The sequence below is a fragment of the Paracoccus gahaiensis genome (genome assembly GCF_005048225.1).
Lineage (GTDB): Bacteria > Pseudomonadota > Alphaproteobacteria > Rhodobacterales > Rhodobacteraceae > Paracoccus > Paracoccus gahaiensis.
This window is the reverse complement of sequence record NZ_SUNI01000032.1, coordinates 1-21,547: the sequence shown is the minus strand read 5'-3', so window position 1 is coordinate 21,547 and position 21,547 is coordinate 1. Positions and strand designations below refer to the sequence as shown.

Below are 21,547 nucleotides of genomic sequence, written 5' to 3'. Positions count from 1 at the left end.
CGCCGGACGCTTGCGCTAACCGAGGGTTCCACGCCCGGCGCGCTTGCCCTGAAACCATCCGCCGACTACCAATCTCAAACCGGCAGACTCTCGTTATGACCGAGGGACCCACGGGGGGCAGGTCAGCCGCCATCGCCACGCGCAGGACGTTGCTGGGGATCACGATCGATGCCAACCCGCGCTTTTGGAAGTGCAAATCAGATAGCAACACGAGCGTTTTGCCCTGGGGGCTTGGCGTCGCGCCCTCAAGCTCTATCCTGCATGTACAAATGGGAGGGAGTATCATGAAACATACCAAGACTCAGAGGGCGGGATCCGGGACCAGGATCGCCGCGATCCTGCTGGCGGGCACGCTTGGGCAGGTGACGATGGCAGGCGCACAGGAAAGCCCGGAGCGGGACGAGTTCTTCTGGCTGGCGCAGATGAACAAGGCCAGTCTGGTCATCAATAGCCAAGAAGGGTTGCTGGATCCCGATCTTGCCCCGGGGATCGCCGAAGCGCTGCGCGAGGTGATCGAGGCGGGCGACGCCCCCGATGGCGAACGCCCCCGCACCGTGATCAGCTTCGAGCCGCTGCTGATCGAGGCGGGTGGAACAGAGGTCACGCTGCTGCATGCCGGGCGCTCCAGCCAGGACATGCATGCGACCTTCCGTGCGGCCATGTTGCGCGACAAGCTGCTGGAACTGGCCGACCAGTTGCATGTCACCACCACCACGCTTGTCGATCTGGCCGAGCGTCACGCGGGCACCGTCGTGCCCAACTACACCAACGGGGTCGCGGCACAGCCGAACAGCTTCGGTCACTACCTGTTGGGACATGCAGCGGGTCTGGACCGGGATGCGCAGCGTATCCGCGAGGCCTATGCCCGCATCGATCGCAGCGCGATGGGGACCACGGTCCTGAATGGCACCAGCTGGCCACTGAACCGCCAGCACATGGCCGATTATCTTGGTTTTGCGGGCCTGGTGGAGAATGCCTATGACGCCTCGCAAATTTCCTCCATGGATCACCCCGTCGAGGTGGCCAGCATTGTCACCTCGGTGGCACTTCACAGCGGCAATTTCGTCGAGGACGTGATGACGCAATATGCCCAGACCCGCCCGTGGATGCTTCTGGAAGAGGGTGGCGACAACACCTATGTGTCCTCCGCGATGCCGCAGAAGCGCAATCCCGGGCTGCTGAACAACACGCGCAGCGATGCCTCGCAGGCCATTGTGCTGGCGATGGGACCGGTCATCCAGACCCATAACATCACCCCCGGCATGCCCGACCCCAAGGGCGCATCCGACAACGCCGCGATGGTCGACGCGGGTATCGGTGTTCTGTCCCGTCTGGATACGGTGTTGAATGCGCTTGTCATTGATGAGGAACGTGCGCTGGAGGAGCTGAACAGCGACTGGACTGCTTCGCAGGAGATTGCCGATCGTCTGATGCGCGATCATGGCCTGCCGTTCCGCGAAGGTCATCACGTCGCCTCCGAGATCGTCACCTATGCCCGCCAGAACGGACTCGGACCCCTGGATTTTCCCTATGCCGAAGCGCAGCGGATCTATGCTGAAAGCGTCACCGGAACGGATGCTCCGTCCGAGATGCCCCTGACGGAAGACGAGTTTCGCCGAACCCTCGACCCGGTGGCGATCATTCAAGCCCGTGCCACCTCGGGCGGTCCGCAGCCCGACGAGATGACGCGCATGATCGGCACCGCCCGCGCTCGGCTGGACGGTCATGCCGGGTGGATAGCGGAACGACGCGCGGTGGTCACCAGCGCGCTTCAGACGCTCGATGGAGATTACCAGACCTTGGCCAAAACCGACTGAGGCGGGTGCAAACCAAGCGCTCTGTTCTTGTCGGGGCCCACTGAAGGTGACCCACACACGGTTTGCAACAGAACCAACCCTCTCCTAGAGCCCTCCCACCGGGGGCTGGGCATCCGCTGGAATGGGACAGCTATAGGGCTGATCGGCCAGATGCTCCGCATGGGCAGCCTTGGCGGCGGTGATCAGGCCCGGATCGGTCAGCGCTGCATGGGCCGTCGCGGCCATGACCTTGGCCGCGTGCAGCATGCCCTTGTGCGCGGCGGGGGCCTTGCCCTGTGCGGTCTGCTGCCAGCTGTGAAGTGCGGTGCCCACCGCGCAGGTGGCCACACGGGCTTGCACCGTCGGCACCGCCCAGCTGACATCTCCGACATCGGTCGATCCCATGCCGCCCATGAACGGACGGTCCAGCGGCGCGATGAAATCGCACAGGGGCAGGTCGTAATCGGGCTTCATCGCCAACCGCTTGAAGGTGTCGGCGATGTCCTCTCGCGTCAGGCTGTCCCGGATGGCGGTCGCGAAGGCCGCGTCCTGGGCGTCGAAGGGGACCGGGCCCAGGGCCTCGAACTGGGCCTGCATGGCGCGCGACAGGGGCAGGTTCTCGGTCAGGTTCGACACGGCAGAGAACACGCGCGAGGTCACGGTCGTTCCCGACATCAGCGCGGCCCCATCGGCGATCCTGCGCACCCGGTCGACCAGCGAGGACAGGCCCGCCAGATCGGGGCTGCGGATCAGCTGGCGCACGGTGGCCTTGGCCTGCACCACGTTGGGCGCGATGCCGCCCGCGTCCAGATAGGCGTAATGCACCCGCGCCGCGTCGGGCATATGCTCGCGCATGTAGTTGATGCCGATGTTCATCAGCTCGACCGCATCCAGCGCGGAGCGGCCCAGTTCCGGCGCGCCCGCCGCATGGGCGGCCTTGCCGTGGAACGTGAAATCGATCCGTGTATTGGCCAGGGATCGCATGTCATCGACCGCGTTGAAGCTGGCCGGGTGCCAGGTGATGGCTATGTCCACATCGTCGAACAGACCGTCGCGGACCATGTAGGTCTTGGCCGCGCCGCCCTCCTCGGCAGGGCAGCCGTAATAGCGCACGCGACCGGCGATGCCTTGCGACTCCAGCCAGTCCTTGACGGCGGTGGCCGCCGACAGGGCCGCCGAACCCAGCAGGTTGTGCCCGCAGCCATGGCCGAAGCCATGGTCGGCGATCTGGCGGGGTTCGGCCAGGCCGGGTTCCTGGCTGAGGCCCGGCAAGGCGTCGTATTCGCCCAGGATGGCGATGATGGGGCCGCCCTGCCCCGCCTCGCCCATCACGGCGGTCGGGATGCCAGCCAGGTTTTCGGTCACGCGAAAGCCCTGATCGCGCAGCATCTGCGTGTGGGCGGCGCAGGATTGCACCTCGCCATAGGCCAATTCGGGTGTGTCGAACACGCGATCGGCCAAGTCGGTGAATTCGGCGGCGCGGGCATCGACCAGCGGCCAGATCGGATTGTCGTTTCGCATGGGGGTCTTCCTTTGGTCGTTCAGGCGCGGTCGTTCAGGTGGCAGGCCGACAGGCGGCCGGGAGCCACCTCTTTGAGCGGCGGCACCTCGACGCGGCAGCGGTCATGGGCGTGCGGACAGCGGGGGTGGAAATGGCAGCCCGACGGCGGGTTCAGGGGCGAGGGGATCTCGCCCTTGATGGCATGATAGGACTTCTTGCCGGTCTCGAAGGTGGGGATCTCGCTGACCAGCGCTTGCGTGTACGGGTGATTGGGGCGGGCGATTAGATCCTCGGCCTCGCCCAGTTCGACCAGCCGGCCCAGATACATCACCGCGATCCGGTCCGAGATATGTTCGACCACGCCCAGATCATGGCTGACGAACAGGTAGGTCAGGTCAAAATCCTGCCGCAGTTTCACGAACAGGTTCAGCACCTGCGCCTGGATCGACACGTCCAATGCCGCCACGGATTCGTCGCAGACCAGAAAATCGGGGCGCACCGCCAGTGCGCGGGCGATGCCCACCCGCGCGCGCTGCCCGCCCGAGAACTGGTGCGGGTACCGCTTGCCCATGCTGGGATCCAGGCCGACCTGTTCCAGCATCTGCTCGACATAGGCGGGGATCTCGCGCCGGGGCACGATGCCGTGGACGCGGGGTGCCTCGCCCACGATGTCGCGGACCTGAAGGCGCGGGTTCAGCGACGACATGGGGTCCTGAAAGATCATCTGGATCTTCAGGGCAGCGTCGCGCGCGGCAGCGCCCTTCAGATCCGCCACGTCCTGCCCGTTATAGAGAATGCGCCCTTGGCTGGGCTTGGTCAGCCCGGCCACCATGCGCCCGAGCGTGGACTTGCCGCAGCCGGATTCGCCAACCAGCCCCAGAACCTCGCCTCGGCGGATGTCCAGGTCGATGCCATCGACCGCATGGACGGTCACGGGGGCAAGCTTGGCGCCCAAGCGACGGGCGGTGCGTTCGGCGATGTCCAGATCCTTGGAGAACCGCTTGGACAGGCCCTCGATCTGCAGAATGGGGGCTTCGGTCACGGCGTGGCCTCGTGGTCGGCATGGGGGTGGTGGCAGCGCACCTGACGGTCGGGACCGGCGGGTGTCAGGGCGGGTTCGACCTGGCAGGCCGCATCGGCGCGCGGGCAGCGGGGTGCGAACTTGCAGCCCTGCGGCAGGTTCAGAAGCGATGGCGTCATGCCCTTGATCTGGGTCAGCATCGCCCCGTGGCGCTTGCCCTGCGGCACGCTGTCGATCAGTCCGCGCGTATAGGGATGGCGGGGATTGGCGATGATCGCGGCCGTGGGGCCGTCCTCGATGATGCGGCCCGCATACATGACCGCCAGGCGGTCGGCCAGGCCCGACACCACGGCCAGATCATGGGTGATCCAGATCAGCGCGGTGCCCGATTGGGCGCACAGTTTCTGCACCTCGGACAGGATCTGGGCCTGGATGGTCACGTCCAGCGCGGTGGTGGGTTCGTCCGCAATGATCAGGTCGGGCTTGTGCAACAGCGCGATGGCGATGGCCACCCGCTGGCGCATACCGCCCGAGAACTGGTGCGGATAGCTTTTCAACCGCTCGTCCGGGGACGAGATGCCGACCTGCACCAGCGCCTCACGACAGCGCCGCAAGGCCTCGGCCTTCGAGACGTTCTCGTGCGCGCGCACCGTCTCGACCATCTGCGTATCGATGCGCAGGACCGGGTTCAGGGTCATCATCGGATCCTGAAAGATCATCGCGATCCGCTTGCCGCGCAGGGACCGCATGACCGGCTCGCCGCCGGCGATCAGGTCGGTGCCGTCAAAGATCACCTGCCCCCCGGCGACGCGGCCCGGCGGATCGACCAGCCCCAGGATCGAGAACCCGGTGACCGACTTGCCCGATCCGGATTCGCCGACCAGACCCAGGATCTGGCCCTTTTCCAGCGAGAAGCTGACCTTGTCCACCGCCTTGGCCACGCCGTCGCGGGTGAAGAAATGCGTCTGCAGGTCGCAGACATCCAGAAGGGCGCTCATGTCTGCAACCTCGGGTTCAGGACATCGCGCAGGCGGTCGCCCACGACGTTGATGGCGATGATGGTGACGACCAGCGCGATGCCGGGAAAGACGCTGACCCAGTAGCGGCCCGACAGCAGGTAGTCATACCCGTTGGCGATCAGCAGCCCCAGGGATGGTTCGGTGATGGGCACGCCGACGCCCAGGAAGGACAGCGTCGCCTCCAATGCGATGGCCTGCGCGATCTGCACGGTGGCCACGACGATCAGCGGCGGCACGCAATTGGGGAGCAGATGGCGAAACATGATCCGCCGGTTGGACAGGCCCAGGCAGCGGGCGGCGTCGATGTAATCCTTGCGCGTCTCGACCATGGCAGAGCTTCGCACGGTGCGCGCGTAATAGGCCCATTGCACGATCACCAGCGCCAGGATCACCTTGTCCACCCCGCGCCCCAGCAAGGCCAGCAAGATCAGCGCGATCAGGATGGCGGGAAAGGACAGCTGCAGATCGACGATGCGCATCACGATGCTGTCGAAGCGCCCGCCGAAATAGGCGGCGGCAACGCCCACGATGGTGCCGATGGTGATCGCCAGCGTCAGCGAGACGACCGCCACCATCAGGCTGATGCGCAGCCCGTACATGATGCCCGACAGCATGTCCCGGCCCTGCTGATCGGTGCCCAGCCAGAAGGTCTGGCCAGTGGCAAAGCTGGTCTCTCCGGGCGGCAGGCCGCCATCCATGATGCTCAGTTGCATCAGGTCATAGGGGTTCTGCGGCGCGATCCAGGGCGCGGCGATGGCGATCAGCGCGATCAGCACGAACAGGATCAGGCCGATGACGGCGATAGGGTCCTCGACGAACTGCTTGGCGATGCGCTTGGCGGGGCTGTCGATGCGGACCGGGGCGGGGGTTGCGATCTCGGTCATCCCTTCATCTCCGACAGGCGGATGCGGGGATCCAGCAGCGAATAGATCACGTCCACAAGCAGGTTGATGCCCACGATGATCAGCACCGTCAGCATCAGATAGGCCACGATCACCGGGCGATCCAGCAGGTTGATGCTGTCGATCAGCAGCTTGCCCATGCCCGGCCAGGCAAAGACCGTTTCCGTCACGATGGCAAATGCCACCATGGACCCCAGCTCCAACCCGATGATGGTCACGACCGGGATCATGATGTTCTTCAGCACATGGACCAGCACCACGCGGCGGGGCGACAGTCCCTTGGCGCGGGCGAACTTGACATAGTCCTGCATGCAGACCTCGCGTGTGTTGGCGCGGGCCAGGCGGATGATCAGCGACATCTTGAACAAAGCCAGATTGATGGCGGGCAGGATCAGATGAGACAGCCCGTCCCAGGTCAGGAAACTGACCTGCATGCCCAGAAACTCTGTCGTCTCGCCGCGCCCGCCGGCGGGCAGCCAGCCCAGCAGCACCGCGAAGACCAGGATCAGCAACATGCCCTGCCAGAAGTTCGGCAGCGAGAACCCCAGGATCGAGCCTCCCATAATCGTGCGCCCGGCGATGCTGTCGGGGCGCAGCCCGGCCCAGACCCCAAGCGGGATGCCGATGCCCACCGACAGGGCCAGCGCGACCAGCGCCAGCTCCATCGTGGCGGGCAGGCGGTCCAGGATGATTTCCAGCGCGGGACGGCCATAGACGAAGGAGGTCCCAAGATCGCCCTGCAACGCGTTCCAGACGAAGATGCCGAACTGTTCATAGAGCGGCCGGTCCAGGCCAAGCCGTTCGACGGTCGCGGCGATCTGGGCCTGCGACGCCTCGGGGCTGACCAGCACATCGACGGGATTGCCGATGAAGAAGACGCCGAGGAAGACCAGCACGGCCATGGCCATGACGGCCAGCAGGCTTTGACCCACGCGGCGGACAAGATAGACGATCATGATGGGGTCCCTGTGATCGGGCCGTGATCCGGCACCCCGTATCGGGGGTGCCGGAGGGGCGCATCATTCAGCTGCGGATTTGACTTCGGCGGCCAGCGTGTATTGATCCACCCGCGGCTCGTAGGTCAGATCAGGCTTCATCGCCCACACGGTCTGCTCGTAATGCAGCGGGATGATGCCGTAATCGTCCAGCACCAAGGTCTGGGCATCCTGCAGCATCTGGTCGCGGGCCTCATCGTCGATGGTGGCCATGGCGGTCATCAGCAGCTCGTCCATCTCGGGGTTGGAGTAGCGGCCGGCATTGGTCGGCCCCATCCCCAGGGTTTCGTCATAGGTCGCCACCAGCGACTTCAGCGGCGAGGACATGTCACCCGACGACGCCCCCCAGCCCGCCAGATAGACCGGAAACTCCAGCGCATTCCGGCGCGAGAAGAACTGGCTTGCGGTGCTGGCATCGACGCTGACGCTGATGCCGATCTGGGCCAGCATCTGGGCGACGGCCTGAGCCACCTGCTCGTCATTGATGTAGCGATCGTTGGGCGTGCCAAGCGTGATCGAGAAGCCGTCGGGATAGCCCGCCTCGGCCAGCAACTCGCGGGCGCGTTCGGGGTCATAGGCCTCGACCGGGCGTTCGGAGGTGCCGAACATCGGCGGCGGCAGCAACTCGCCCGCAGCCTGGGCATAGCCGCCCATGATCCGTTCGGTGATGGCCTCGCGATTGATCGACATCGAGATCGCCTGCCGCACCCGCGCGTCCAGCAGCGGGTTTTCCCCGTCGGTGCCGCCGATGCCGGGCGCGTCCTCTTGCTGCAGCATGTGCAGATAGATCACCCGGTTGGAAAGCGCGTCGACGATGGTGAAGCCGTCCTGCTCGATCCGCGGGATATCCTGGATGGGCGGGGATTCGATCATGTCCACATCGCCTGCCAGCAGCGCCGCGACGCGGGGGCCGTCGCTGGTGATCGGCCGCATCGTGACCTGTTCCCATTGCGGGGTGCCACCCCAATATCCGTCAAAGCGGGTCACGACCACCTCGGACCCACGATTGTAACGGTCGAGGATGTAGGGGCCGGTACCCACCGCGACCGCCGGGTCGTTGAAGGCAGGGGCCTGCGGCACGTCGCCCATGCCCTCGCAGGTGCCGTCGGGGCCGTAGGTCACCTGGTCGTCAGCGCCGAGCGCATTGGCCGACAGGATCGCCAGGCTCCACAGGTCGACGGGCAGCAGGGGGTTGGTGGCGGTGGTGGTGATCGTCAGGGTGTGATCATCCTCGGCCGCCATGTCGGCGATACCGCCGGTGAAGATGGTATAGGCCGAGGGCGAGTTCTCCACCAGCGGCACCCGGCAGAACGAATAGATCACGTCGCGGGCGGTGAAGTCGCTTCCGTCGTGGAATTTGACGCCCTGACGCAGCTTGAAGCGCCACGTCGTGTCATCCACCGCCTCCCAGCTTTCGGCCAGGCCCGGGGTGACCATCTGCAACGCATCCTGCGTGGTCAGCGCCTCGAAGATGTTCTTGGACACCTGGATGTTGGTCGACAGCTGATGGAACTGCGGATCCATCGAGGTGGCCTCGGATTTCAGGCCGATGGACAGGTTCTGCGCCGCGGCCGGGGCAAGGCCCGCCGCCATGACGCCCGCAATAAGGGGCAAGCCGAAAGCTTTCACTGGAAGATCCTTTCTGTTGGTCACCTGCGGATCGGTCGCCCCGTGGTTGGTTCCTCGGTGGTGCAATCCCGCTTGCGTTCAGGGTATGATGCGATAATCAGAAGTCAATCATGATTATCGATGCGTTTTGCTCATAGGGTAACGATGGAACGGGATGACGCTGCCACCGATCGGGATCGACGCGCCGGAATTTCCCTGCGTGAACTGGAAGTTCTGCAAGCTTTGGTCGCTTCCGGCACGGCCATCAGCGCGGCGCGCAAGTTGGACATTTCGCAATCCGCTGTCAGTCGCAGGCTGGCGCAATTGGAGGAACGGCTTGGCTTCAAGCTGTTCCTGCGCACCAATGGCCGGCTGGTCCCCACCGTCGAGGCATTGTCGCTGAGCGAGCAACTGGCCCCGGTGCTGGACACGCTGGCCCGCCTTGTCCACCGTGCCGACCAGCCCCGCGCGGCGCATGCGGGGGCGCTGTCCATCGTGGCTCCGCCGACCATTGCGCACCGGTTCCTGCCGAACCGGATCGCGACTTTCAAGCGGGCAAATCCCGGCTGCCAGATCACCTTCGATGTGCTGGCCAGCGACAGCCTGCTGACCGGCATCGCCGAAGGGCGCTTCGATATCGGGATGACCGACAGCACCGTTGCCCATGAAGGCATCACTTCGGAGCTTCTGCTGGAAACACAGGCAATCTGTGTCTTGCCCCAGGACCATCATCTGGCCGCCTTCGAGGTGATCCGCCCCGAGGATCTGCAGGGCGAATCCTTCATCGCGCTCTCGCGCCGCCATTCCAGCAGGGCCGCCATCGACCGCCTGTTCGACAGGGCCGGGCTGAACCTGAAAATCGTGCTGGAAGCGTCGACCAATGTTTCGGTGATCCAGTTCGTCCGCGAGGGGCTTGGCATCTCGCTGCTGAACCCGTTCCCCCTGGTCCATCAGATGGGCGATCAGGTGGTGATGCGGCCCTTCCTGCCGGCAATCCGCTACAGCACCCATTTCCTGCTGCCCTCCAGCCGGGCGCCATCGGCGGTCACCCGAGCCTTCATCCAGGATGTGACCGCCAGCCTGGACCGTACCGCCTATCCAAGCCCCTCACCCGCCCTGACATGAAGGAAACCCGATGCAGACCCTGTCCAGCCAGCAGATCCTGGCCGATCTGGTTGCTTTCGACACGACCAGTCACAAATCAAACTTGGCACTGATCGACCATGTGCGCGACTACCTCGCCGGATACGGCGTGGACAGCCGGCTGGTCATTGATGCGACAGGGCAAAAGGCCAATCTGTGGGCGACGATCGGGCCTGCCGATCAGCCCGGCGTGATCCTGTCGGGTCATACCGATACCGTGCCGGTCGATGGCCAGGACTGGGCCAGCGACCCCTATGCGCTGACGGCGCGCGACGGGCGGCTTTACGGGCGCGGGTCCTGCGACATGAAGGGGTTTCTGGCCTGCGCGCTGGCTGCGGTGCCGGACTTGGTGGCACGCGATCTGGCACGGCCGGTGCATCTGGCGTTCTCCTATGACGAAGAGGTCGGCTGCGTCGGTGTCATCGGCCTGCTGGACATGCTTCGCGCCGAAGACATCCGTCCCGCCCTGTGCATCGTGGGCGAGCCGACGTCGATGCAGGTGGTGATCGGGCACAAGGCCAAACGCTCGATGCGGGTGACGGTCCGGGGGCGTGGCTGCCATTCCTCGCTGGCACCGCAGGGGGTGAACGCGGTCGACTACGCCGCCCGGCTGGTGGTGCGGATGCAGGATATTGCCGCGCGCCTCGCGTCCGAAGGCGGGCGCGATCTCGATTACGACATCACCCACAGCACGGCCCATACCGGAATCATCCGGGGCGGCACGGCGCTGAACATCGTGCCCGACCTGTGCACCCTGGATTGCGAGTTCCGCGTCCTGCCGCAGGAGGATGCCGATGCCCTGGTCCAGGAACTGCGCGACTATGCCCGGCAGGAGCTGGAACCGATGATGCAGCGCATCGCCCCCGAGGCCGGGATCCAGATCGACCTCTATGCCCAATTCCCCGGGCTTGAGACTGCCCCCGACGCCGAGATCGTCACCCTGACCAAGCGCCTGACAGGCAGCAACGGCCATTCCAAGGTGGCATTCGGGACCGAAGGCGGCCGCTTTGCCCAGGTCCTCGGAGTACCCACAGTGATCTGCGGCCCGGGCGCGATCGCACAGGCCCACAAGCCAGACGAGTACATAGAAAGATCGCAACTCGACGCCTGCGACGGATTTTTGCGGCAGCTTGCAGACTGGGCAGCCCTCGCGAAATGAATCAGTACCGACTTCCGAACCTCTTGCGCGTTGCTCTGCCCCCTGGGACTGGCACATGAAACCGGGCCTTTCAACATTCGTCGCAAAGTTGAAAAGGCACCGACACTGCCGGGATCACCACGATTTATGAAAGCATCTGTTGGGGCACTATGGGATGGGGCACATCTGCTCATCCTAAAGCTGCATGTCCAGCGTATGGTCATGACCCAGCACAGGTGCCAATGCGGACTCAGACAGGCAATCTGTTTAGGCGGCAGAGCGACCGCTTTGAGGAGCATGACCTCACTATCGCTTACCGATGGTTGTGGATGACGCCTCGCCGACGGTGGGTCTCCCGTCCAGAAAGCCGCCAGCCTCTCGGGAGCAGGCAAACGCAAACGCATCCTCGAAACGCATGCCATCCTGTTTTACAGAGTAGTTCGTCTCCATCCATCCCCAGCAGCATGGATCAGGCAATTTTCGGGGTGCTCTCCACACTATGAGGGAACTTGGGCCGCCGCGTGGGCCCGAAGCCAGAGCGTTCCAAAAGCGGGCAATTCGATGCTCATCCTGCCGTCCCTGGCGATCTCAAAGCGCCCGTCGCCAAGAATCGCAGTCATGCCATCGAAAGCGTCGGCGCCGTCAAGCTGGCACTCGGTCGTGCAGGGACGCTTGCCCAGATTGTGCAGAAGCAGAACGGTCCGGTCCTCCCAGTCATAGCGCAGCGCAAAGATCGCAGCGTCGGGAAACGGGATGAAGCTCCACTGGCCGAACGCGACCTCCGGCATCTCGCGCCGTCGACGGATCAGGCGCTCCATCCAGTTCAGCATTGAACCCGGTTCGTGTTCCTGCGCGGCAACATTGATGGCCTTCGGACCCCATTTGGGGCCTGAAACCACTGGCCGGAATACATCGTCCGCCGGCGCCGTGGAAAAGCCGCCATTCGGTCCGTCGGACCATTGCATCGGGCTGCGCACGCTCATCCGGCCAGGGATCTCCAGGTTTTCGGCCATGCCGATTTCCTCGCCGTAGAACAGGACCGGTGCGCCGGGCAGAGCAAAGACGAGGCTGTAAACCAGCCGGATGTGGTCGTCGTTTCCCTTCAGCATGGTCGGGATGCGCCGGCGCAGCCCGCGGCCGAACAGTTGCATGTCCTCCTTGGGACCAAAGGCCCGAAACACCTCCTGACGCTCGGCCTCGGTCAGCTTGTCCAAGGACCATTCGTCATGATTGCGCGCGAAATGCGCCCAGCCATCATCGACATGCAGGCGCGGCATCGCCCGAAGGCAGTGGACCAAGGCCCCCGCATCTTCGCGCACCAATGCCAGCGCAAGCGCCTGATTCATGTTGAAATCGAGGCACATGTTCAACTCGCCGCCGCCTTCGTCACCGTAGAAGCGCCGGACGTCCTGATACGGCAGATTGACCTCGCCCAGAAGAAGGGCGTCTCCACAGCGCCGCACGATGAAACTGCGCAGGTCACGCAGCCAGTCGTGAAAGTCCGTCTCGACCGGCGTATCCAGTCCCCGTGTTTCCAGAAGAAAGGGAACGGCATCGACGCGGAACCCCGACAGCCCAAGCTGGAGCCAGAAGCCGACGATCTTGCGGATCTCGTCCCGGACCTGGGGATTGCTGATGTTGAGGTCGGGCTGGTGGCGGTAGAAGCGATGCAGATAGTACTGGCCTGTGCCCTCGTGCCATTCCCAGTTGCTGTTCTCCTCATCCGGAAACACCAGGTCATCCGAGCCGCCCGGTGGGATCTCGTCCCGCCAGACATACCAATCGCGGTAGGGCGAGTTTCGATCCTGGCACGCTGACAGAAACCAAGGATGCTGGTCCGACGTATGATTGACAACCAAGTCCGCGATCACGCGGATGCCCCGATCGCGGGCGGTGCGCAGGAAGACGGCAAGATCACCCAAGGTCCCGAGGCGCCGATCGACACCGTAGTAATCGGTGATGTCATAGCCGTCATCCTGATGCGCTGTCGGATAGAAGGGCATGAGCCAGATGCACGTCACCCCAAGGCCCGCCAGATAATCGATGCGGCGCGTCAGTCCGGCAAAATCACCGATGCCATCGCCGTTTCCGTCCTGAAAGATCTCGACGTCGAGGCAGTAAAAGACGGCGTTCTTCCACCAGACATCGCCTGTGCGGCTGATATCCATGCGGGCTCCTTTTCCGTGCGATCGCGGCCACACCTGACGCGCAGCACCCCTGTCTGAACGCGATCGCCGCAGCGCAGGTTCATCCACACATGTCGAAGACATGCGCGAACCCGCAGCCAGCCCCGGGCGTTGGCCCGAAACGGCTGACAGGAGACTGGGCATGAGTGACAGCAGCAGACATCCCCGCGTCGTGGTCATCACGGGCGCCTCGGCCGGTGTCGGCAGAGCAACAGCACAGGAATTCGCGGCCCATGGCTGGCGCGTCGGGTTGGTCGCGCGGGGCCGCGCGGGCCTCGAAGGCGCACGGGCGGATGTCGAGCGCCGGGGAGGCACCGCAATGGTCCTGCCCGCAGATGTCGCCGATGCGGAGGCAGTCGCGCAGGCAGCACAGACCGTCATGGACCGTTGGGGGCGCATCGATCTGTGGATCAACGCCGCGATGGCGACCGTGCTGGCGCCGGTGTCCGAGATCACGCCCGACGAATTCAGGCGCGTGACCGAGGTGACCTATCTGGGTCAGGTCTACGGAACGCAGGCGGCCTTGCGACACATGCAGCGCCAAGGTCGCGGGACCATCGTCAGCATCGGGTCGGCCCTGGCCTATCGGGGCATTCCCCTGCAGGCGCCGTATTGCGCTGCCAAGTTCGCGACGCGTGGCTTTCTGGATGCCCTTCGGGCCGAGCTTCTGCACGAGAACAGCCCGGTGCGGCTGACCGAGATCCATCTGCCTGCCGTGAATACCCCCCAGTTTGACTGGGCGCGCAACAAGATGCCGTACAAGGCGCAACCGGTCCCGCCGATCCACCATCCCGAGGCAATTGCCCGCGCGATCTATCGCGCGGCGCTTGAGGCGCCGAGGGAGGTCTGGCTGGCGGGTTCGGCCGTGCAGGCCATCCTGGCGGATGCCGCCGCGCCTGCGCTTGTCGACAAGGTTCTGGCACGCCAGGCCTATTCCGGGCAGCAGACCGAAGAGCCGGACGACGACAGGCCCGACAACCTGTTCGAGCCGATGGACGATCAGGTCGACCATGGTGCGTCCGGGCGGTTTGGCGAGGCCGCGCGGCCGCATGTTTCCGCCTATCGCCCGGCCCGCCTGCGTGCGGGCGCGGCCGCGATTGCGGGCCTCGTCACTTACGGCGTCGTCAGGACATTGTTTGATCTCAAGGAGAAGGACCGGAACACCCGGTCTTCACAGCGATGAGACGATCGTCCGGTCGAGGAACGCCTCAACCATTTCGATGCCGACCGCATCCTGGCGCAGCGATGCGCATGGTCGCCCTGCGAACGATGACCAGAATACCCGCAGGACTGTTCCCGAAGGAGGCCGAATGACCCGACAGGCGCCGTGGTGGCTGGACCGCACCGCATATCAGATCTATCCGCGCAGCTTCGCCGATGCCGACGGCGACGGAGTGGGCGACATCCCGGGCATCATCGGGCGCCTCGATCATCTGGCGGACTTGGGCATCGGCCTGATCTGGCTATCACCGGTCTATGCCTCACCGATGGCAGACAACGGCTATGACATCTCGAATTACCAGGACATCGCGCCGGAATACGGCACATTGGAGGATTTCGACCGTCTGGTCGCCGAAGCCGATCGGCGCGACATCGGCATCATCATGGATCTGGTGGTCAACCACAGTTCCGACCAGCATCCGTGGTTCCTCGCGGCGAAGCAGGACCGCGCATCCCCCTATCACGACTATTACTACTGGCGCGATCCCGCGCCCGATGGTGGCCCTCCCGATGATCGCCGCGCCTATTTCGGCGGCCCGGTCTGGACCTTCGTTCCCGAGGTCGGACGCTATGTCTTCACCCTCTTTTCACCGCAGCAGCCGGATCTGAACTGGCAGAACCCCGCGGTGCGCAATGCGATTTACACCATGATGCGGTGGTGGCTGGACCGGGGCGTGCGCGGCTTCCGCATGGATGTCATCGATCTCATCGGCAAGGATATCGATCGCGACCTGATCGTCGAAGGGCCCTACCTGCACGGGTTCCTGCAGGAGATGCACCGTGAGGTTCTGGCAGGCCGCGATGTCGTGACGGTTGGCGAAAGCTGGAACGTGACCCGGGAGACGGCATTGCTGTATTGCGGACGCGACCGGAAGGAGCTGGACATGGTGTTCCAGTTCCAGCACATCGTCGCGGGCTGGGACGCCAAGCACGGCAAGTGGCGCCCGCAGCCGCTTGATCTGGTGGCCTTCAAGAAGGTCTGGACGGACTGGCAGCAGGCTTTGGAGGGGGATGGCTGGAACTCGCTGTTCCTGAACAATCACGACCTGCCGCGCTCCGTCTCTCGCTACGGTGACACCGGAAAGTGGCGGGACCGGTCTGCCAAGGCCCTCGCCACGGCGATCCACCTGATGCGCGGGACGCCCTTCGTCTTCCAGGGCGAAGAGATCGGCATGACGAATGCGGGGTTCACCCGGATCACCCAATACCGCGACATCGAACTGATCCACATGCATCGCGAAATACGGGAACAGGGCCTGCCCGAGCATCAGTTTCTCGAGGGCGCCGCCGTCACCGCGCGGGACAATGCGCGCACGCCGATGCAGTGGGACGCGTCACCGGGTGCAGGGTTCACCACGGGCGACCCATGGATCGCGATCAACCCGAACAACGCCACGATCAATGTCGCGGCACAGCGCGATGATCCGATGTCGGTCCTGGCGCATTATCGCCACCTCATCGCCCTGCGCAAGCAGCACGACGTGATCGTGCGGGGCCGCTTCGTGCCTTGGCTGGAGGATCACCCGCAGATCTGGGCCTATACCCGCGAATGGCAGAACGAGCGGCTGTCGGTCCTGTGCAACATCTCGTCCCAGCCAGCGCACGCAGAGATCCCGGCAGGCCTCGCCGGCAGCCGGACATGCCTGATCTGCACCGCGCACCCACGCGAGGCAATTCCGGCCGGCCCGATCGTTCTCGACCCATGGGAGGCGGTCGTGATTCTGGGTGACCTCGATTGATGTTACAGCGGGCGTTGGGAAGTTTTGGAATATGCCGTTCGGTTTTCCTACGGCAATGCAAAACAGGATCAGCTGTTCGAAGGAAATTGTTGCGAAGCTGCAAAGGTGCAACAGCAATTTTAAATTCTCGCTCTGTGGTAGCTGCCGTGAGGTCTTCAGCAGGGCTAGCAATCAACATTGGGCCAGCCACGTTTGGAAATGCAATTGTCGCCTAGGGTCTGGACTCACAAACAATAGATAACGGTTGCGGCGAGCGCGATCGCCGAGAGGAAGACCTTGGGGCACCTGTCATACCGAGTTGCGACACGCCGCCAGTCCTTGAGCCTGCCGAACATGATCTCGATGCGATTGCGGCGTTTGTCGCGACGCTTGTCGTATTTCACGGTTGTCTTGCGCTGCTTGCGGCCCGGGATGCAGGCGCGTATGCCTTTGTCTTCCAAAGCTTCTCGGAACCAGTCGGCGTCGTATCTGCGGTCCCCGAGTAGCCATTCGACATCCGGCAGGCTGCTCAGCAATGCCCGCGCGCCGATGTAATCGCTGACCTGCCCGGCGGTCACGAAAAGGTTCAACGGACGGCCCTGGCTGTCGCAAATGGCATGAAGCTTGGTATTCATGCCGCCCGTTCTCAGGGAAACAGTCCACCGGACTGTTTCCTAATCTTCGAACTCCGACCGATCAGGCGGCCGCGCCCCTCTTTTTCACGCCCATGCTGGTCGCGGTGCGATGTGCCTTGAGGTATGTCGCGTCGATCATGACGGTCGTCTTTTGACGGCGCTCTGCGGCCAGGCCGGCCATGATCCGGGCAAAGACGCCCTGTTCGTGGCCGCACTCGGACCGGTGGCGTATGCCGCTCACCTCCATCGCTTCCAACGATTGTAAAGTGTCTTGTGCGAACCGTATTCCGCAGGCGCGTCGCGCCAGCGTAAACCATTGCGGTTGATAAAGATAATCCCGCTCAGCACTCGGCGGTCATCGACCCTTGGCTTGCCGTGGGACTTCGGAAAATAAGGCTCCATACGCGCCATCTGCGCGTCGCTCAGCCAGAAGAGATCAGACATGTCACCGCTCCGTTTCCGGTGCCGTGAATCATGCAGCACATCTGAAATCAATGGGTCCAGAGCCTAGGATCGAAGTCTGTCTTTCTTCCGATAACTCCTCTTCCAACAACGAAGAATGACCTAAAAACCCAGTCTGCAACGGTCCAGTCCTCAGGAGCAGAGCAAGGCCATGATGTCCGGACCGACGACAAGCTGTCATCCGATTGTCGTGCCGTCGTCATCCATGCTTCACATCCCTCATGCAGACCGACCCGACAGTTAACGGCGCATCCCGTGTCGCCCCACACAGGAGATCATCATGACGACGAAACCAATGACTGCTCTGGCATTTCTTTCGGCCCTGGTCGCAAGTGCCTCGCCGGTGCATGCGCAATCCGCGGCCGATGTCTGCCCCGCCAGTTTGCGCATGGCCGATACCGGCATCGAAGGAATGGGTGGTCTGGCGGAAGCCTTCGGGCCCTTCGGAGCAAAATTCGCCGAAGTGTCGGGTGTCGAACTGGAAATGTTCGGCCTGTCCAACCGGACCGCCGCCGGCACCGCCCTTCAGTTCGACGAGGTCGATCTGGTCTTTGCGGGCCCGTCGGAATTCGTGCTGTTCGCCGAACGCCAGCCCGATATCGAGATCCTGTTCTCGATCGCACGCCCGCAATACGGCAGCAGCTTTTACGTGAAGGCGGACAGTGACGTGCAGACCCTGGCCGATCTGCGCGGCAAGACGGTGGCGCTCAAGGATGTCGGCTCGACCTCGGGTCACATCTTTCCCAGCCAGATGCTGGTCGAGGCTGGCCTGGACATCGACCGCGATCTGGAGATCGTGATGGCTGCTGACGCGCAGGCGGCCGTGCTGGTCAATGGCGATGTCGATGCCATGGGCGGCGGCAACCGCGAAATGGACAACATCATGCAACTGGACCCCGAGGGCGAATACCGCGTGATCGCCGAAAGCGGCATCCTGCCGGGCGATCCGATCATCATGCGCGGAACGCTGGACGCTGAATGCAAGTCGGCCCTGCGCGAAGTGCTGTCCGAGAACTCCGACGAGCTATGGACCGCGTTGATCGAGACGCCGCGCAATGAGGACAAGTTCCTCGACAATGACGCCAGCCTCAGCTTCGAGACGACGGCGGCCGATTACGATATCGTCCGCGAGGCCTATGCCGCGGCCGGCATAGACCTGGAGCAGTAAGCGTGACAGCGGCCCCCTTGCCCCCCGCGATCGAGATCCACGACCTGCACAAGAGATATGGCGATGTCCATGTGCTGCGCGGGATCAATCTGTCGGTCGCGCCGGGCGAGGGGGTCGTGCTGCTGGGCGCCAATGGCTGCGGGAAATCCACCTTGCTGCGGTGCCTGAATCGCCTGACCCCGCATGATGGCGGCACGATCGCCATCTTGGGCACTGAAATCTCCACACTGAAGCGCGCGGGGCTGCGCGCCGTGCGCCATCAGGTCGGCTATGTGTTTCAGCATTTCAACCTGGTTCCGAATGTCAGCGTCTTTCAGAACGTGCTGTTCGGGGCCCTTGGCCGCAACCGGCATGGGCTGTTGCGGACCTGGTCGGCCTTTGCCTCGGCCGAGGATCGGGACCGCGCGATGACCTGCCTCGAGCGTGTCGGCCTAGCCGAAAAGGCAGCCGCGCGTCCGTCGGAGATCTCGGGTGGCCAACAGCAGCGGGTGGCCATCGCGCGGATGCTGATGCAGGCGCCCTCGATCGTGGTGGCGGACGAGCCGATTGCCAGCCTTGATCCCAAGGCCGGACGCGAAGTGTTGGAACTGCTCTTCCGCATCGTCTCGGAGGAGGGGCTGACCGTGCTGTGCACCCTGCACCAGCTGGATCTGGCAGCCGAGTTCGGCCAGCGGATCATCGGCATGAAGGCCGGGCGCATCGTCGTCGATGGCGCGGCGGGCGATCTGCCGCGCGCCGATCTGGACGATCTCTACCATGGCGCCGTGCGCGTCGATCAACCCGCCGGGACGGTGACCGCCGATCTCGTCCCTGCCTGACGAACGGACCGACGCATGACGCCCATCGACAGCAAGCCCAAGCCCGCCCTGCCCCCCCGGTTTGCGGCCCCCTCGGCCGTGACGTGGATCGTGATCCTGGCCTTTGCGGCCTTCTTCATCCAGGGGCTGATGTCTGCCGACATCACGCCGCAGCGGCTGTGGCGTGGCATGTTCAACTTGTGGCGGTTCGTGTCACTGGCCTTTCCGCCGGACTTTTCGAAACTGGACGTGATCGCCTGGTCGATGCTGGAAACGATGAACATGGCGGTGGTGGGTGTCGCCTTCGGCGTGATCCTCAGCCTGCCCTTCGCGCTGCTGGCCTCGTCCAACACGACGCCCCATCCGGTCGTGCGCACCATCACCCGGCTGATCATCGCCACGATGCGCACCATTCCCGACCTGATCTGGGCGCTGATCTTCGTCGTGGCCGTGGGACTGGGGCCGCTTGCCGGGATCCTGGCGATCATCATCGACACGATCGGGTTCTGCGCGCGCTTTTTTTCCGAACGCATCGAAGAGGTCAAGCCGGGCCCGGCCGAGGCGCTGACCTCGACCGGGGCGGGGCGGCTGTCGGTGATCCTTGGGGCGATCGTGCCGGAAACGCTGGCTTCGATCACGGCGACCAGCCTTTACTCGGTAGAAAAGGCGATCCGGTCAGCCGTGACGCTTGGGTTGGTTGGAGCGGGCGGGATCGGGGTCGAGCTGTCCACCGCCATGCGCCTGTTCAATTTCGACGAGGCCTGTGCGATCATCCTCGTCATTCTGGTCGTTGTCATTGCGTTTGAGCAGATCTCGTCATTCATCCGCAGCAAGGTGATCTGACAGGGAAGGACGTCGCAAACGTCGCGCCTAAGTTGAGTGATCACTACGAGATGGCGAAAAAAGAGATGAGTTAACTGCGTCATGTCGATGGCGGGTTTACGACGCTCGGATGGGCGTCTGAACTCTGGCGTTGCCGGGGCGATGGCGTACCTCGAAAGTCGAACTCGGCACAATTCCTCAAGCGGTTTGGCATGGCGCGAACTGTCCCCCACCTGACGGATCCTCAAGTTCTTATCGAGCCTACAGAGGATGTGCACCAATGGTCACTGAATTCCATTGGGCGTGCTCGGGTCTCGGCAATGGCCGCACGACCTGAGGTTCTACAACAGACCGGCAAAGTGATCGGCGTGACGAGGTGAAAGCGCTGAAGACGGCGCTGCCTCTGGTTGCCGCCTTGAGCCTGGAACTTGAGGTTGATCCGCAGATGCACGAAATGATCGCACCGCCACTGGCATCCTGCCTCCCAAGGAGTTCGTGAGGGTGGCAGACAGTTCTTTGCCAATCCGTTTTAAGATATACGTGGATGGGAACGAGCCATCGATGCCCAGTGTCGTATCGTTGCTGCGGTTGAGGCTTGCCCTTCCGTCTGGTAAGAGGGTGACGTCTTGTTTGTCGGACACGGCGGTGGGTTTTGGTTCTTGTTTGAGGCTGAAGAGCGACGACCTTTGCAGGAATGGCAACCCATGGAAACCTTACGCGTCAAGCGTCAGCCTTCAGATTACCATGCGGAAAAATTTGTCCGTTAGCGGACATTCCGTTTTCTGGTCAGCGTTCCTTGAGGGGCGGTCATTTCAACGTTGCCTATCTGCCGGGTCAGCTTTTGACTAGGTGTTTGATCCCACGATTTGATGGTGAGATCCTTTCTCAGGAATGGAAGGAAGCATTACGGGCCAGGTTCGTCACGGAAGCGCCACGACCCGCACGCTGTCAGAGCTGCAATAATGAGGGCTGTGCCTCGGTAATCTCCCCCTTTTTAACGGGGTGCATCGGTAGAAGTTACGCGGCCATTCTCAGTTTCATGGCGGGTGTGATGCCGCCGATGCCCATGTTGGGTCGGTCGTTGTTGTAAGTCCATAGCCATTGCGTGGCCTGATCCTGTGCCTCCTCAATGCTTTCGATGATACATTGGTCCAGCCACTCGTGCCGGACCGTGCGATTGTAGCGTTCGACGTAAGCGCTCTGCTGCGGCTGCCCGGGCTGGATGTGCTGGATGGCGATGCCCTGTTTCTCAGCCCATATTCTTAGCGTCTCGCTGATGTATTCGGGGCCATAGCATGTTGGGAATGACGCGCTGTTGAAGGTTATGGCCGCCTGCGCAGCCCCCAAAATTGCGCAGCAGGCGGCCATAACCGGGTCGCGGGTCTCTATGGTGGTTTTGCGAACCACACCACAGA

The 21,547-nt window shown here is 63.5% G+C and carries 16 protein-coding genes and 1 pseudogene; 8 read left to right on the top strand and 9 right to left on the bottom strand.

All coding sequences use genetic code 11. The features are described from left to right. The first annotated feature begins 284 nt into the window (after positions 1-284). Positions 285-1,817: an argininosuccinate lyase gene (locus tag FA743_RS18620; RefSeq protein ID WP_211242325.1), complete on the top strand. Its 1,533-nt coding sequence runs from the start codon at positions 285-287 to the stop codon at positions 1,815-1,817. A gap of 84 nt (positions 1,818-1,901) precedes the next feature. Here the strand turns inward: FA743_RS18620 and FA743_RS18615 are convergent, their stop codons facing one another. From FA743_RS18615 to FA743_RS18590, 6 genes are all read right to left on the bottom strand, one after another. Further along, positions 1,902-3,317 carry a M20 family metallopeptidase gene (locus FA743_RS18615; RefSeq protein WP_136887574.1) on the bottom strand — a complete coding sequence of 472 codons (1,416 nt, stop codon included), beginning with the start codon at positions 3,315-3,317 and terminating at the stop codon, positions 1,902-1,904. 20 nt (positions 3,318-3,337) lie between these two features. Continuing rightward, complete coding sequence (locus FA743_RS18610) at positions 3,338-4,339, bottom strand: ABC transporter ATP-binding protein (protein WP_136887573.1); 1,002 nt, start codon at positions 4,337-4,339, stop codon at positions 3,338-3,340. Further along, positions 4,336-5,316, bottom strand: coding sequence for an ABC transporter ATP-binding protein (locus tag FA743_RS18605; protein WP_136887572.1), 981 nt, complete (start codon positions 5,314-5,316; stop codon positions 4,336-4,338). Before FA743_RS18605 ends, FA743_RS18610 begins: the two co-directional genes overlap by 4 nt. After that, a complete protein-coding gene (locus FA743_RS18600; RefSeq protein ID WP_136887571.1) occupies positions 5,313-6,221 on the bottom strand; it encodes an ABC transporter permease in 909 nt (302 codons plus the stop codon). Before FA743_RS18600 ends, FA743_RS18605 begins: the two co-directional genes overlap by 4 nt. Further along, positions 6,218-7,195, bottom strand: a complete 978-nt coding sequence (locus tag FA743_RS18595) for an ABC transporter permease (RefSeq protein ID WP_136887570.1) — start codon at positions 7,193-7,195, stop codon at positions 6,218-6,220. The genes FA743_RS18600 and FA743_RS18595 overlap by 4 nt, the downstream gene beginning before the upstream one ends. Positions 7,196-7,258: 63 nt before the next feature. Continuing rightward, on the bottom strand, positions 7,259-8,863 hold the full coding sequence (locus FA743_RS18590) for an ABC transporter substrate-binding protein (RefSeq protein ID WP_211242324.1): 1,605 nt from the start codon (positions 8,861-8,863) through the stop codon (positions 7,259-7,261). Between the two features lie 144 nt (positions 8,864-9,007). Between FA743_RS18590 and FA743_RS18585 the strand changes: the two genes are divergently transcribed. Further along, entirely contained in the window at positions 9,008-9,967 is a 960-nt protein-coding gene (locus tag FA743_RS18585; protein WP_169308944.1) for a LysR substrate-binding domain-containing protein, read from the top strand. 10 nt (positions 9,968-9,977) lie between these two features. Continuing rightward, complete coding sequence (gene argE, locus FA743_RS18580; RefSeq protein WP_136887568.1) at positions 9,978-11,144, top strand: acetylornithine deacetylase; 1,167 nt, start codon at positions 9,978-9,980, stop codon at positions 11,142-11,144. 476 nt (positions 11,145-11,620) lie between these two features. Here the strand turns inward: argE and FA743_RS18575 are convergent, their stop codons facing one another. Next, the gene (locus FA743_RS18575; RefSeq protein ID WP_136887567.1) at positions 11,621-13,291 is read right to left on the bottom strand and encodes an alpha-amylase family protein; all 1,671 of its coding nucleotides are present in this window, start codon (positions 13,289-13,291) and stop codon (positions 11,621-11,623) included. A gap of 160 nt (positions 13,292-13,451) precedes the next feature. Between FA743_RS18575 and FA743_RS18570 the strand changes: the two genes are divergently transcribed. Both FA743_RS18570 and FA743_RS18565 read left to right on the top strand, forming a co-directional pair. Further along, positions 13,452-14,492 carry an SDR family oxidoreductase gene (locus tag FA743_RS18570; RefSeq protein WP_136887566.1) on the top strand — a complete coding sequence of 347 codons (1,041 nt, stop codon included), beginning with the start codon at positions 13,452-13,454 and terminating at the stop codon, positions 14,490-14,492. 127 nt (positions 14,493-14,619) lie between these two features. After that, entirely contained in the window at positions 14,620-16,269 is a 1,650-nt protein-coding gene (locus FA743_RS18565; RefSeq protein WP_136887565.1) for an alpha-glucosidase, read from the top strand. 224 nt (positions 16,270-16,493) lie between these two features. On the opposite strand, the pseudogene FA743_RS18560 reads toward FA743_RS18565, so the two are convergent. Continuing rightward, positions 16,494-17,327: pseudogene (locus FA743_RS18560) on the bottom strand (IS5 family transposase). A 298-nt stretch (positions 17,328-17,625) separates the two neighbouring features. Here FA743_RS18560 and phnD point away from each other — a divergent pair. Genes phnD through phnE form a run of 3 tightly spaced genes read left to right on the top strand, consistent with a single transcriptional unit; the run spans position 17,626 to position 20,153 of the window. Beyond that, the gene (gene phnD / locus FA743_RS18555; protein WP_136887564.1) at positions 17,626-18,513 is read left to right on the top strand and encodes a phosphate/phosphite/phosphonate ABC transporter substrate-binding protein; all 888 of its coding nucleotides are present in this window, start codon (positions 17,626-17,628) and stop codon (positions 18,511-18,513) included. 2 nt (positions 18,514-18,515) lie between these two features. Then, complete coding sequence (phnC, locus tag FA743_RS18550; RefSeq protein WP_211242323.1) at positions 18,516-19,331, top strand: phosphonate ABC transporter ATP-binding protein; 816 nt, start codon at positions 18,516-18,518, stop codon at positions 19,329-19,331. Between the two features lie 15 nt (positions 19,332-19,346). Then, positions 19,347-20,153, top strand: coding sequence for a phosphonate ABC transporter, permease protein PhnE (gene phnE, locus FA743_RS18545; protein ID WP_136887563.1), 807 nt, complete (start codon positions 19,347-19,349; stop codon positions 20,151-20,153). Positions 20,154-21,149: 996 nt separating this feature from the next. On the opposite strand, the gene FA743_RS18540 is transcribed toward phnE, so the two are convergent. Next, a partial coding sequence (locus tag FA743_RS18540) for an integrase core domain-containing protein (protein WP_246055052.1) occupies positions 21,150-21,547 on the bottom strand: 398 nt, incomplete at its 5' end.

Excerpts from the sequence above, each read along its gene's own strand:
- FA743_RS18595 (WP_136887570.1), bottom strand. The coding sequence starts at position 7,195 with ATGATCGTCTATCTTGTCCGCCGCGTGGGTCAAAGCCTGCTGGCCGTC.
- FA743_RS18570 (WP_136887566.1), top strand. The coding sequence starts at position 13,452 with ATGAGTGACAGCAGCAGACATCCCCGCGTCGTGGTCATCACGGGCGCC.
- phnE (WP_136887563.1), top strand. The coding sequence starts at position 19,347 with ATGACGCCCATCGACAGCAAGCCCAAGCCCGCCCTGCCCCCCCGGTTT.
- FA743_RS18565 (WP_136887565.1), top strand. The coding sequence starts at position 14,620 with ATGACCCGACAGGCGCCGTGGTGGCTGGACCGCACCGCATATCAGATC.
- FA743_RS18615 (WP_136887574.1), bottom strand. The coding sequence starts at position 3,317 with ATGCGAAACGACAATCCGATCTGGCCGCTGGTCGATGCCCGCGCCGCC.
- phnD (WP_136887564.1), top strand. The coding sequence starts at position 17,626 with ATGACGACGAAACCAATGACTGCTCTGGCATTTCTTTCGGCCCTGGTC.
- argE (WP_136887568.1), top strand. The coding sequence starts at position 9,978 with ATGCAGACCCTGTCCAGCCAGCAGATCCTGGCCGATCTGGTTGCTTTC.
- FA743_RS18575 (WP_136887567.1), bottom strand. The coding sequence starts at position 13,291 with ATGGATATCAGCCGCACAGGCGATGTCTGGTGGAAGAACGCCGTCTTT.
- FA743_RS18600 (WP_136887571.1), bottom strand. The coding sequence starts at position 6,221 with ATGACCGAGATCGCAACCCCCGCCCCGGTCCGCATCGACAGCCCCGCC.
- FA743_RS18620 (WP_211242325.1), top strand. The coding sequence starts at position 285 with ATGAAACATACCAAGACTCAGAGGGCGGGATCCGGGACCAGGATCGCC.
- FA743_RS18605 (WP_136887572.1), bottom strand. The coding sequence starts at position 5,316 with ATGAGCGCCCTTCTGGATGTCTGCGACCTGCAGACGCATTTCTTCACC.
- FA743_RS18585 (WP_169308944.1), top strand. The coding sequence starts at position 9,008 with ATGGAACGGGATGACGCTGCCACCGATCGGGATCGACGCGCCGGAATT.